The organism is Paenibacillus canaveralius, from assembly GCF_047238265.1.
Classification (GTDB): domain Bacteria; phylum Bacillota; class Bacilli; order Paenibacillales; family NBRC-103111; genus Paenibacillus_F.
This window is the reverse complement of sequence record NZ_JBDFMM010000001.1, coordinates 5,548,019-5,561,799: the sequence shown is the minus strand read 5'-3', so window position 1 is coordinate 5,561,799 and position 13,781 is coordinate 5,548,019. Positions and strand designations below refer to the sequence as shown.

The window sequence follows — 13,781 nt, the reverse complement described above, 5'->3', positions numbered from 1 at the left end:
TGTGAAAGGATATTTTATCCGGGAAAGAGAAGTACACTTAGGAAGACGGCCGGATTACGTCCGGGATTCACCACAACGACGCTTCGGAGGGAGTAGGGAATTTATCATGACAGCTAACAAACCGATGATTATCGCGCATCGGGGTGCCAAAGGGATGGCGCCCGAAAATACGCTCGGCGCTTTTAAGCTGGGGCTTGAGCAGGGCTGCGAGGGCATTGAGCTTGACGTCCATCTGTCCGCCGACGGTGAATTGATCGTGATCCATGACCATACGCTGGACCGGACCACGGACAGACAGGGAGCCATCGCGGAGAAAACGCTGGCCGAGATTAAGGAAGCCGATGCCGGCTCCTGGTACTCGGAAGCCTACAAAGGGGAGAAAGTTCCCACTTTGGGGGAAGTTTTCGATCTCGTGCCCGACTCGATCATGATCAATGTCGAGATCAAGGCGCCCGGCAGCGGCATGGAACAGAAGCTGGCGGATTTTCTGAACGAACGCGGGCGGATCGACAACGTGGTGACTTCTTCTTTCGATCATAAAAGCCTCAGACGCCTTAAATTGATCGAGCCCAAGGCGAAAATCGGCCTGCTCTATGCCAACAACCTGCTGGACCCGACCGCTTACGCGCGCAGCTTCGATGTGGAAGTCTATTCCCTGCATCCCCATTACAAGGCGATTGACGCGGAAGACGTCGTGAAGGCGGCGGAGAACGGACTCCAAGTGTATCCGTACACGGCGAACGAAATCCAAGATTTAAAGGAATTGACGGACAAAGGGGTGTCGGGTATCATCACCAACTATCCCGGCCGACTGAAAGATTTGCTCCAAGGCGGAGCGGCGGAGTGAGCACAGCATGAGTTACGTATTTCTTCAAAAGCTTTTTATGGCGCTGATTCTCGGAGCCTTTATCGGGATCGACCGCCAGCTCAAGCATAAACCGCTGGGCCTCAAGACAAGTATGGTCATCTCGGTGGCCAGCTGTCTTATCACCATCGTGTCCATCGAATCCGTCCATAAGTACGCCATTCCCGGCACGACGACTATGGACCCGATGCGTCTGGCCGCGCAGATCATCAGCGGCGTCGGTTTTATCGGCGCGGGGGTTATTCTGCGGCGCAGCAACGAGATCATCTCCGGCCTGACAACCGCGGCGATGGTATGGGCGGCTTCGGCGCTCGGCATCGCCGCGGGCGCGGGCTTTTACAAGGAAGCGGCGACGGCGGTCGTGCTGATCATTATGGCGATCAACCTGATCCCGCTCTTCTTCAAATGGTTCGGACCCCGCAAGCTGAGCGAGCGGAACCTGGCCATTCTCATCATTGTAAGCCCCGGCGCCGACTTGTCCTATGTTATCGATGAGCTTCATCAGGAATTCCTGAAAGTGAAGCACATCAAGATCAAGGACTTGAAGGACGAACTGAGGCAAATCCAGCTGGTCGTTTCCGCGCCGGAAAAGCACCGGACCACGGTCATTTACTCGAAGATCAAGCACATCACGGACGTGGTGGCCGTCGAGGTCGAAACGATCAGCTCGTAAGTCCGCAGCAAAGGAGTTAAGCCCATGTCGTTTAACAACCAGAGGGTACTGCCCGCTGTTCGCAAAATCAAGGATCTGGAGAAGCTGCTGACGTCTCCGTTCCAGTACGTCGTGCTGCTCGACTGCCATATCGGCATGCTGAAAAGCCTTGTGGACCTGGCGAAATCCCACGGCAAAAAGCCGCTTCTGCACGTGGATCTTGTGGAGGGGCTGAAAAACGACGAGTACGCGACGGAATACCTCTGCCAATACATCAAGCCCACCGGCCTGATCTCAACGCGTGCGAGCGTTATCATGAAGACGAAGGAGAACGGCCTGCTGGCGATCCAGCGGCTCTTTCTCCTCGACTCCAGCGCCCTGCGCAAAAGCTACACGCTTCTGGAGAGGACGAAGCCGGATTACATCGAGGTCCTACCGGGAGTCATGCCCCATATTATCAAGGAGGTCGGGGAGGCTACGGGCATTCCGATCGTTGCAGGGGGCTTGATCCGGACCGTAAGCGATGTCGAAAACGCGCTGGAGGCGGGAGCCACGGCCGTGACGACCTCGGACAGCTCGCTCTGGAAACACTATCAGGCGTGAGCCCGTTTTGTTCCTCTTTGCTTTCAAGTTTATAAGACATATGGTAAAATGATTGTATAAGTTCATACATTTGGTTGGAGATCAGGAGAAACCACGACAGCCGTTACGTTCAGACGTAGCCGGCATGTTTGTGGTTTTTTTGTTTATCTCAGAGGGGAGAGCAACATGGACACAGCTTTTTCGGGAGATACAAGAAAAGAAAGCCTATGGAGAATGGAAGACCGGATATTTGACGTTCTCGTGATCGGAGGAGGCATTACGGGGGCGGGGATCGCACTGGATGCCCAGTCCCGCGGACTGAAAACGGCGCTGGTCGATATGCAGGACTTCGCGCAGGGCACATCGAGCCGCTCGACCAAGCTTGTCCACGGAGGGCTGCGTTACCTGAAGCAGCTGGAAGTCAAGGTTGTGGCGGAGGTCGGCAAGGAGCGGGCCATCGTATACGAGAACGGCCCGCACGTGACGACACCCGAATGGATGCTGCTGCCCTTCTATCAGGGCGGAACGTTCGGAGCCTTCTCGACGTCCATCGGCCTGCGGGTATACGATTTCCTGGCCGGCGTGAAAAAGAGCGAGCGCCGCAGCATGCTGAGCCCGCAGGAGACGCTGGATAAAGAGCCGCTGCTCAAGGAGAAACACCTGAAAGGCGGCGGCTACTATGTCGAATACCGCACGGACGATGCGCGGCTGACGATCGAAGTGATGAAGAAAGCCGTCGAGTTCGGCGTGCAGGCCGTGTCTTATGCGAAAGTCGAAGCTTTCGAGTACGAGAACGGACGGGTCACCGGCGTGCGCGTAGCCGATCAGCTCTCCGGCGAAACGCACCTGATCCGGGCAAAACGGATCGTCAACGCGGCCGGACCGTGGGTGGACACTCTCCGCGAGCGCGACGGCTCGAAGAAAGGGAAGACGCTCCGTCTGACGAAGGGCGTCCACCTTGTCTTCGACGGGGAGCGGTTCCCGCTGCGGCAGGCGATTTACTTCGATACGCCGGACGGCCGGATGCTGTTTGCCATTCCGAGAGACGGCAAAACGTACATCGGCACGACCGATACGAACTATAAGGAGGATATCGCTCATCCGGTCATGACAACGGAAGACCGGACGTATATCATCCGTGCGGCCAACGAGATGTTCCCGAGCCTACGGCTGACGGAGCAGGATGTCGAGTCCAGACTGGGCGGGGCTTCGTCCGCTCATTCATCAGGAGGGCAAGGACCCTTCGGAGATCTCGCGCAAAGACGAGATATTCGTTTCGGACTCCGGCCTGATCTCCATTGCGGGCGGCAAACTGACCGGATACCGGAAAATGGCCGAAACCGTCGTGGACCTGGTCGTCCGCCAGCTTCAGGAAGCGGGGGGCATCCAGGTGTCCGAATGCCAGACGAGAACGCTCCCCATCTCGGGCGGTGATGTGGGCGGCTCTGCCCGCTACCCGCAGTTTGTGGAGCAGAAAGTCGCGGACGGGCAGAAGATCGGCCTGACGGTAATGGAAGCCCGTCTGCTTGCCCAGCGCTACGGCTCCAACATCGATAAAGTTTATCGTCTGATCGAAACGAAGCGGGGAGAAGCGGAAACGTTCCGCATGCCGGCCTCGCTGTTCGGTTCGCTCGTGTATTCGATCGAGCAGGAAATGACCGTCAAGCCCTCGGACTTCTTCGTCCGCCGGACGGGCGCGGTGTTTTTCAACATCAAGTGGGTGAGAACGTGGAAAGAGCCTGTAATCCATTACATGGCGTCCCGGTTCAACTGGACGGAGGAGCAGCGCGCCGCTTATACGGCGGAGCTGGAGCGGGATCTGCATGACGCGGTCGTGCCGGTTGACGAGAAAACCCCTGAGCTTGTGCGCTGATAGTACGTATGAGTACGTATGGATTGGAAACGATGATAGGGATCAATTGTAGAGAGCAATACTAGAGAGCATTGATAGAAAGCATTGATAGAAAACATTGATAGAAAACATTGATAGAAAACATTGATAGAAAGCACTGATAGAACTATCAACAGAATTACTAGTAGAATATAGGTCTGCGCATTGTGGAAAATCAACGGAACGGATTGCCCCTGTGAAATAAAGGTGGGATAGAGACTCTTTGCCCGGAAAAGGACTGTCGAACAGATGCCTTTCGGGTGAAGGGTCTTTTTTTTCGCCGGCTAAAATAAGGAGGATACCCCGGCAGCCCCTCGCCCGGGCTTTTGTTGACGGGGCAGGCAATATTTGTTATAGTTCTTTCATCAAATAATTCTACAGGTGAACTATATGATTGTAGAACTATGTAGGATACAGCGTAGACATACGGGAAAGGGGTTATTATGGACGAAACATTGCTGGCACAAATTATCGACAGATATGAGAGCACGTCCTTCACGGTAAACCGCCGGCTTAACGCCATGATCAAGGACCGGATGCCGGAAGAGCTGACTCAGGAGCAGTACTCTACCCTCCGTTATATGCAGAGCCGGGATAAATGCACGTCCTCCGAGCTGGCGGACATTTTTTGTGTGGGCAAAAGCTCCATTACGGCGATTATCACCCGGCTTGTCGACAAGGAACTTATTACCCGGCTGCCGGACGAAAAGGACCGCAGAGTGACTTATTTGGCGCTCACCGATAAAGGAACGGCGGCCGTCAACGAAATGCGGCTCCGCATTCAGGAACTGCTGGCGGGCGTTATCAAACATTTTGACGGGCAGGAAGCAATAGTGTTTATAGAGACCTTTGAAAAACTTGCGAACGTCTTGATGCAGACGGATGAGGGGAGCAGACACAAGGGATGAGAACCGTATTGAAGCTCAGATGGCTCATATTGGTGCTGTGGATCGCCGTGGCGGCGGGGCTGATGCTCACTGCGCCGAACATGGAATCGCTGGTCCGGGAGAAAGGCCAGATTACCGTACCGGAAGGGTATTCCTCCACGAAGGCGTCCAAACTGATCGAGGAAATGAAGAAAGGATCTCCCGAAGCGGAGGGGGAAGAATCGTCCGTGCTGGTATTTCACGGCACGGAGAAACTGACGCAAGCTCAGCTTGACGAAGTCAAGCGCGGAGTCGACAAACTCAAGAACGCCAAGGATTCCGCGGGCGTTACGAGCGTGATGACGCATTTTGACAATAAGGAACTGGAAAAGCAGATGGTATCCGCGGACGGGAAAACCGTGCTCGTGCTCGTGAATACGGCCAAAGACGGCCGGGAAGCCAAAGAAATCCGCGATGCGTTGTATAGTACCGTTTCCGACATTAAAGTGGAGCACTATTACACCGGAAACTGGCTGATCCAGGAGGATGTGATGGCAAGCTCGCAGGACGGGCTCAAGAAAACGGAGTATATCACCGTTATTTTCATTCTGGCCATCCTGTTCATCGTATTCCGCTCGGCGGTTGCGCCTTTTATTCCGCTTCTGACGGTGGGCTTCAGCTATCTGGTCTCGCAATCCGTCGTGGCTTTTCTCGTGAAGTATGCGGATTTTCCGCTGTCGAACTTTACGCAGATCTTCCTCGTCGCCGTCTTATTCGGGATCGGGACCGACTACTGCATCCTGCTGATCTCCCGGTTCAAGGAAGAGCTTGCCCGTTCGGGTGATAAAACGGAGGCGATCCTCGCCACGTACCGTACGGCGGGACGGACCGTATTCTTCTCGGGACTGGCGGTTCTGGTCGGATTCGCTTCCATCGGTCTCTCGACCTTCGTCTTGTACCGTTCGGCGGTTGCCGTAGCGGTCGGCGTAGCCGTCATGCTGCTTGCGCTGGTTACGCTCGTGCCGTTCTTTATGGCCGTTCTGGGCAAGGTGATTTTCTGGCCGGCCAAAGGCTCTCTGGAGCACAAACCGAGCCGTCTGTGGGGCGCCGTAGGATCTTTTTCGTTGAAAAAGCCGCTCTGGTCCCTGGTGATCCTCGCGGTCATTATCGTTCCTTTCCTGGTCGCGTACAAGGGATCGACCTCGTTCAACTCCCTGGATGAAATCGGGGAAAAATACGATTCGGTCAAAGCGTTTAACCTGATCTCCTCCAGCTTCGGCCCCGGAGATACGCTGCCTTCGACGGTCGTCGTGAAAACCGACAAGGCGCTCGACAATTCGGAAGGGCTGGCGGCTGTCGAGCAGATCACGCGCGAGCTGGCGAAGGTCGACGGCGTGAAGAGCGTCCGCAGCGTAACCCGTCCGACGGGAGAGACGCTTGACGATCTGCAGGTAGCCAATCAGGTCGACAAGCTTGAAGGCGGCATCGGCCAAAGCGGCGACGGTCTCGGAGAGATCGGCAAAGGCCTCTCCGAAGCAAGCAGTGCGCTCAGCGCCAATGCGCCGAAGCTGAACCAGGCCGCGGACGGCGCGAAGCAGCTGGTCGACGGCACGAACGCCCTCAAGACGGGCGTTGTTCAGCTCGGCGACGGGCTGGAGCGCCTGGAGGCGGGCCTGCGCAGCGGCTCCGCAGGTGCGGGAGAGCTCCGCGCGGGGCTCGCGCAGGCCAAGGCAAGCGCAGATCAGCTCGCCGCGGCGAGCAATGACCTGCTTGCCGGTTACAAGCAGGTCGGCGGCGGCATCGGCCAGCTGACCAAAGCTTACGGCGACGTCGCCTCGCAGGCTTCCGGGCTCGCCCAAGGGCTCGGCGACGTCGGCCAGGGGCTGGGCGGACTCGCGCAGAAGTACCCCGAGCTGAAGTCGGACCCCGACTTCCTTAAGACGCAGGGCGCGGTGACCCAGCTCCAGACGGGCGCGGCGCAGCTCGGCGAAGGGCTGAAGCAGCTCAACCAGCAGCTTGCCGGAGCGAATCAGGGTCTCCAGCAGGCGAACGCCGGCTTCGAGAAGGCCGCAGGCGGCCAGACCGCGCTGGCGCAGGGGCTGGCTCAGCTCTCCGACGGCATCGCCAAGCTGCAGGCAGGCATCGATCAAGCGGCCGACGGCCAAGGCCAGATCGTGGCGAAGCTGCCCGAGCTGACCAAGGGCTTCGACAAGCTGAGCAGCGGGCAGAAGGAGCTGCAGCAGGGCTTCGCCCAACTGAACGGCCAGCTCGGCGAGCTGACGGGCGGCCTCGACAAGAGCGTAAACGGCTTGTCGCAAGTGTCCGGCGGCCTGAAATCCGCGCAGGACTACCTGAAAGAACTTTCGGCTGCGCCGAATAAACAGATCAGCGGCTGGTTTATGCCGCAGGACGTTATCTCGGGGGCGGACTTCCAGCCTTCGCTGGATGCGTATATGTCCAAGGACCGCAAAATCGCGAAGTTCGAAGTCATCTTCGAGGGCAACCCGTACGAAGTCGAAACGCTCGAACAGTCCGGAGAGCTTACGGCCGCGGTAGATCGCGCCGTCAAAGGCACTCCGCTCCAGAATGCGACTTATGCCGTTGACGGCGTCACGAGCATGAACAACGATTTGAAAAACATCTCCGCAGCGGATTATTCGCGTACCGCGATGCTCATGCTGATCGGAATCGCGCTTATCCTGATCGTCTTGTTCCGTTCGGTTGTCATTCCGATTTATCTGATTCTATCGCTTCTTCTGACGTACTACACGTCAATGGCGATTACGGAAGTGATTTTCGTTCGGATGCTCGGGTACTCGGGTATCTCCTGGGCCGTTCCGTTCTTCGGTTTCGTGATGCTGATGGCGCTCGGAATCGACTACAGCATTTTCCTCATGGACCGGTTCAAGGAATACCGCCATCTGTCTCCGCAGCAGGCGATTCTGGAAGCGATGAAAAACATGGGGACGGTCATTATGTCTGCCGCCCTCATTCTGGGCGGAACGTTCGCGGCAATGCTGCCGTCGGGCGTCATGTCTCTGCTGCAGATTGCGACAATTGTATTGTGCGGACTTTTCCTGTACGCGCTCATCATGCTGCCGCTGTTTATTCCGGTCATGGTGCGGATGTTCGGTCCGGCCAACTGGTGGCCGTTTATGGGCCGCAAAGAACGTGGAGAAGACGCTTCTTACAGCGCCGACTCGGCTTCGCGCAGCCTGCATTAAACAGACGGAAAATTGAAAAGAACCTCCGGATTCGCTCTATTTGAAGCGGTCCGGAGGTTCTTTTATTCATTTAAACCACGTACCACTAGGTTGTAGTCGAGAGTCGATCCGTCATCGTTGTACATGTACACGATGTAAGCCCCGTGTACTCCAGGTAAGTCGGGACTGATTTTCCGATAGGTAAAAGAATGGGATTCTCCGGGTTGAAGAATCGTCTTCTCTACCTGAGTTTGCCCACTTGGGTATTTCACGCGATAAAACAGTCGTCGGTCGCCTTTGTTCTCCAGATAAAACCGGAATCCGTCTCCCGTTTTGAAGTCGAAAGGAAACCCGCCCTCCCCGGCTGCTGAGCCGCTTTGGTCGGCTAGTCTGACGGAAGCTTTCTTTTCCTCCTCGGTCGGAGGCTTTGACGGAATGGAAGATACCGGGGTGACGATTGGAAGCTCCGTGGATGCTGGAGTGCGCCTTTCAATATATTGGCGAAAAAAATCCGTTTTTTTATGCCCAGGAAATGAAACCATAAGGCAAGAGTCCACGTAATGAATGGTTATCTTTATATTAAGGGAGTAGATTACCGAAATGGAAAGTGACAGTTATTTGTTAAACCTTTTTATGATTGCTTTATTGATTGGACTCTCCGCGTTTTTCGTGGCAGTGGAATTCGCCGTTGTACGGCTCCGGGGCAGCCGGGTGGATCAGTTGATCGCCGAAGGCAAAAGCAACGCGAGAGCCGTGAAGCAGGTGCTTGCCAATCTGGACGGATATTTGTCCGCGTGTCAGCTCGGCATTACCATTACGTCTCTGGGTTTAGGCTGGTTGGGTGAACCGACGGTCGAGAAAATTTTGCATCCCGTTTTCGAATCCCTGCATCTGCACGAATCGTTAACCGGACTGCTTTCGTTTCTTATCGCGTTCATTATTATTACCTTCCTTCACGTCGTAATCGGGGAATTGGCTCCGAAAACGATCGCTATCCGCAAAACGGAGGCCGTGGCGCTGTTGACCGCTCGTCCGATCATCTGGTTTAACAAAGTCATGTATCCTTTCATCTGGGTGCTGAACGGTTCCGCCAACCAGCTTGTGAAGCTTTTCGGCATTAAGCCGGCATCGGAGCATGAAGAAGCGCACTCGGAAGAAGAGCTTCAGATTATTATTAACGAAAGTTTTGAAAGCGGTAAAATTAACCAGGCCGAGTACGGTTATGTCAGCCGTATCTTCGCTTTTGACAATATGCTGGCCAAAGATATTATGGTGCCCCGTACCGATATGATCTGCCTGTACGCGAACAAGTCCAGAGAAGAAAATCTGGCGATTATCAAAGAACAGCAGTATACCCGTTTTCCCGTTGTCGAAGAGAGCAAGGATAACGTGATCGGGATTGTGAATACGAAGAAATTTTTCCTGGCTTACGAGGATGACGAGGAGCTTGATGTCACCACGCTCATCCAGCCGGTTATGGCGGTTTCCGAAGTCATTCCCGTGAATGCACTCCTCAAAAGGATGCAGAAAGAAGGCACGCACATCGCCATTCTTATCGATGAATACGGCGGCACCTCGGGTATGGTTACGATTGAGGACATTTTGGAGGAAATCGTCGGCGAAATTCGGGATGAATTCGATATGAAAGAAGAGCCGGAAATTCTTGTAAAAGGCGAGGGTCATCTCGTTTTGGACGGCAAAGTATCCGTGCCTATCGTAAACGACCGCTTGCTTGTGGACCTGGAAACCGAAAGGTGGGATACGATCGGAGGGTGGCTGTACGGTCACCGGGACGATCTTTCCGAAGGGGAATCCCTGACTTACGAGAACGTGAAATTTACCGTGCTGGAACGGGAGAAAAACCGGTACCTGAAGCTCGAAGTGATGCGTATCGACGATTAACGGCAGCCATCGGACAAAAAGCGGGCAGACGGCCCGTGACCGGAGTGAGCGGATACAACCGAAGAAGCTCTACCCGTTACCGGAGTGATGTTTAGAAGCAATTCTCATCTCTGCGGCTGGAAATATAGGAAACCCCCGGGCTCGTTCTTAAGAGCGAACCCGGGGGTTTTTGTTGTTTTGACGTGCTCGCGGTTATCCCACTTCGCGGAATTGGCTGCTGTACAGCTCGTAATAAAATCCTCCGGCGGCCAAAAGTTCTTCATGCGTTCCGCGCTCAAGGATCTTACCGCCGTTCAGGACGAGGATAAGATCGGCGTCGCGTATCGTGCTGAGGCGGTGCGCAATGACGAAGCTGGTCCGCCCTTTCATGAGCAGATTCATGGCTTCCTGGATATGCATCTCCGTCCGGGTATCGACGCTGCTGGTAGCTTCGTCGAGAACGAGGACGGCCGGATCGGCGAGAATGGCGCGGGCAATCGTGATCAGCTGCCGCTGACCGTGGCTTAGATTGCCGCCTTCGGAGGACATCGGCGTGTCGTAGCCGTGAGGAAGCTTGCGGATGAAACCGTCCGCGTTCGCCAGTCTGGCCGCGGCCTCCACTTCCTCGTCGGTGGCGTCGAGCCGGCCGTACCGGATGTTCTCGCGGAGCGTGTCCGAGAACAGGTAGGCGTCCTGGAGAACGATGCCGAGCTGTCCGCGGAGGCTGTCCTTGTCGAGCTCCCGGATATCGGTTCCGTCGATCCGGATAGCTCCTCCGTCAATCTCGTAGAACCGGGTGAGCAGGTTGACGATGGTCGTTTTACCGGCTCCGGTCGGTCCTACGAGAGCGATCGTATCCCCCGGCTTCGCGGTAAAGGAGATATCCGAAAGAATCGGGGAACCCGGCTTGTAAGAGAAGGAAACATCTTCGAAAATGACCTCACCCGCAACTTTCAGAGGACGACTGTCAGCGTCATTGTCCTTTTTCGAATGAGGGATGTCGGGATATTCCGTTTTGGCATCAAGTACTTCGAATACCCGTTCGGCGCCGGCAATTCCGGACTGGATCAGGTTGTACTGATTCGCCAGATCGTTGATCGGGCGGGTGAACTGCTTGGAATAATTCAGGAAGCTGACGATGACCCCGAGAGTTGTCCATCCTCTGATTACGAGCCATCCGCCGATTGCGGCGATAAGAGCGAAGCTGAAGTTATTGACCACGTTGTTGAATGGGCCAACCATGCCGGAGTAAATCTGGGCCTTCGCTCCGGCTTCACGCAGCTCGCCGTTGATTTCCTTGAAACGGTCGGCTGTCTGGCGCTCCCGGCGGAGCACTTGAACGACTTTCTGGCCCGATATCGTCTCCTGGATAAATCCGTTCAGCTCTCCCAGGCTTTTCTGCTGGCCCTTGAAATGAGTGCGGGTCCTCCGGGAGATTTGTCCGGTTAAATAAATGGTCACCGGCACGGAAAGCAGCGTGACCAGCGTGAGCCAGATGTTCATGGTCAACATAAGCACAAGGGAGCCTGCAATTGTGACCACGCTGGTCATAAGCTGAATGACACTTTGATTCAACGTGTTCGAGACGTTCTCGATATCATTGGTCGTGCGGCTCATCAGCTCTCCATGCGTCCGGCTGTCGAAAAAATTCAGCGGAAGCTTCTGAAGATGGGCGAACAAGTCATGCCGCAGGTTCTGCACGGTGCGCTGTGAGACGGCAGCCATCACGTAGGCCTGAAACCAGTTCATCACGGAGCTGAACAGATAGATGCCGAGCAGAAGCAGGCAGAGCCTCAGAAGACCGCCGTAATCCCGGGGCAGAATGTAGTCGTCCACAGCCCGTCCGAGCAGGTAAGGGGCGATCAGCCCGGCACCGGCACTGAGCACGGTCAGGATGACGACAGCCGCCAGTCCCTTGCGCTGGCGTCCGAGATACCGGCTCAGCCTGCCGAGTGTGGCGCCCGTGTTCTTGGCACGTACTTTCTGCGTCATGGGCGGGCCTCCGGGACCCGGCCCCCGGCCGGCAGGTCCGCCTAAGCCCATCGGGGGTTGCGGTGCGGAGGAACCGCTGTTTTGGGGCTTATCCGCCATGGATGACTTCCTCCCTTCCCTGTTGGGATTTGTAAATGTCGCGGTAAACCGGGCTGCCGGCGAGAAGCTCGGCGTGGGTGCCGCTTGCGGCGATACGGCCGTCTTCCAGCACGAGAATCTGATCGGCGTCGACGACCGATGAGATGCGCTGTGCGATCAGCAGGCGCGTACTGTGCGCCATCCGCTCCTTCAGCGCCTGCTGGATACGGGCCTCGGTCGCCAGGTCCACCGCGCTCGTAGAATCGTCGAGGATGAGGACCGCCGGCCGGACCAGCAGGGCGCGGGCGATCGAGATGCGCTGCTTCTGGCCCCCGGAGAGATTGACGCCTCTCTGGCCGAGCAGGGTGTCATAGCCTTCCGGCAGACCGGCGATGAAGGCGTGAATTTCGGCCGCGCGGGCTGCCGCTTCGATTTCTTCCTGCGTGGCGTCCGGCTTGCCGTAGGAAATATTTTCGCGGATGGTGCCGCTGAACAGGATGGCCTGCTGGAGTACCATGCCTACACGGCTGCGCAGGTGCTCCAGAGCGATGTCCTTGACGTCCGTTCCGTCAATAAGGACACGTCCGGCCGTCGGGTCGTACAGCCGCGGAATGAGATGGACGAGGGAAGTCTTGCCCGAGCCCGTCGCTCCCAGAATGGCCAGCGTCCGGCCGGGTTCGACCGTGAAACTGATGTCGCTGAGGGCGAGCTCCCGGCCGTCTTCGTCGTAAGCGAAAGAAACCCGGTCGAAGACGACACGGCCCGCAACGACCGCATCGGTGGAAGCGTCCGGCTTGTCCGCGATTTCCGGCTGCGCCTCGAACACTTCATTGATCCGCCCGGCGGAAGCTCTCGCTCTCGTGACAAACATCATCATCATGCCCACGGTAAGCAGGGAAGTGAGAACCTGGGTCACATAGTTGAGGAAAGCGATAAGGTCTCCCACGGGAAAAGAAAGATTCCACGTCTGGGCGCCGCCGTACCAGAGCACGGCTACCAGACTGACGTTCATGATGAACGTCATAACGGGGGCGTTCAAAGCGATCGTCCGCGCCGCTTTCAGGGCGATTTCCGTGAAATCCCGGTTCGCTTCGCCGAAGCGTTTGCGCTCGAAATCCGACCGCACGAAAGCTTTCACCACACGGATGCCGCCAAGATTTTCCTGGAGAACCGTGTTCACCCGGTCGAGCTTCTCCTGTACCTTCAAGAAGAGGGGCTGGGATACGCGGATGAGCAAGTACAGCACGAGAAAAAGAACGGGAATGGCGGCAGCGAGGATCAAAGCAAGCCGCGGATTCAGCATAAACGACATAATGACCCCGCCTATGGCGAGGAAAGGCGCTCTGACGAGGACTCGCAGGGTCATCTGAACCAGGGTCTGAACTTGCACGATGTCTCCCGTCAGACGCGTAATGAGCGACCCCGATGTGAACTTGTCGAGATTCCGGAAAGAGAATGTCTGGGTTTTCCTGAATAGTTCGTCCCTCAGATCGGCCCCGAAATTTTGCGAAGCGATGCTGGAGTATACGGTGCATCCGGCACCGCCGATCAGACCGATCAAGGCCACGCCGAGCATAAGCAGCCCTTTGTCTCTTATCGTGGCAAGATCTCCGGCCGCCACGCCTTGATTGACGATGTCGGCCATCAGCTTGGGCTGGAGCAGATCCATGTATACTTCAAGAAGCATGAGAAGCGGAGCGAGTACGGCCGCTTTCCAGTAAGGTTTTAAGTATCGGCTCAAAGCAAACAGGACAGTCACCTCCTTTTAATT

8 protein-coding genes and 1 pseudogene are annotated in these 13,781 nt (G+C 56.2%); 7 read left to right on the top strand and 2 right to left on the bottom strand.

The window, feature by feature from the left end:
* The first annotated feature begins 106 nt into the window (after positions 1-106).
* From ABC395_RS25145 to ABC395_RS25115, 7 genes and pseudogenes are all read left to right on the top strand, one after another.
* Complete coding sequence (locus ABC395_RS25145) at positions 107-847, top strand: glycerophosphodiester phosphodiesterase (protein WP_413006445.1); 741 nt, start codon at positions 107-109, stop codon at positions 845-847.
* Positions 848-854: 7 nt separating this feature from the next.
* On the top strand, positions 855-1,538 hold the full coding sequence (locus tag ABC395_RS25140) for an MgtC/SapB family protein (RefSeq protein ID WP_103995579.1): 684 nt from the start codon (positions 855-857) through the stop codon (positions 1,536-1,538).
* A gap of 24 nt (positions 1,539-1,562) precedes the next feature.
* Complete coding sequence (locus ABC395_RS25135) at positions 1,563-2,120, top strand: glycerol-3-phosphate responsive antiterminator (RefSeq protein ID WP_413006444.1); 558 nt, start codon at positions 1,563-1,565, stop codon at positions 2,118-2,120.
* Positions 2,121-2,285: 165 nt separating this feature from the next.
* Positions 2,286-3,972, top strand: a pseudogene (locus tag ABC395_RS25130) (glycerol-3-phosphate dehydrogenase/oxidase).
* 461 nt (positions 3,973-4,433) lie between these two features.
* Positions 4,434-4,898: a MarR family winged helix-turn-helix transcriptional regulator gene (locus tag ABC395_RS25125; protein ID WP_413006443.1), complete on the top strand. Its 465-nt coding sequence runs from the start codon at positions 4,434-4,436 to the stop codon at positions 4,896-4,898.
* Positions 4,895-8,080 (top strand): efflux RND transporter permease subunit, encoded by a 3,186-nt coding sequence (locus ABC395_RS25120; RefSeq protein WP_413006442.1) that lies wholly within the window; start codon positions 4,895-4,897, stop codon positions 8,078-8,080. The genes ABC395_RS25125 and ABC395_RS25120 overlap by 4 nt, the downstream gene beginning before the upstream one ends.
* Positions 8,081-8,659: 579 nt before the next feature.
* Positions 8,660-9,961: a hemolysin family protein gene (locus ABC395_RS25115; protein WP_413006441.1), complete on the top strand. Its 1,302-nt coding sequence runs from the start codon at positions 8,660-8,662 to the stop codon at positions 9,959-9,961.
* Positions 9,962-10,153: 192 nt separating this feature from the next.
* On the opposite strand, the gene ABC395_RS25110 is transcribed toward ABC395_RS25115, so the two are convergent.
* Entirely contained in the window at positions 10,154-12,031 is a 1,878-nt protein-coding gene (locus tag ABC395_RS25110; protein WP_413006440.1) for an ABC transporter ATP-binding protein, read from the bottom strand.
* Positions 12,021-13,760 (bottom strand): ABC transporter ATP-binding protein, encoded by a 1,740-nt coding sequence (locus ABC395_RS25105; protein WP_413006802.1) that lies wholly within the window; start codon positions 13,758-13,760, stop codon positions 12,021-12,023. Before ABC395_RS25105 ends, ABC395_RS25110 begins: the two co-directional genes overlap by 11 nt.
* Positions 13,761-13,781 lie beyond the last annotated feature (21 nt).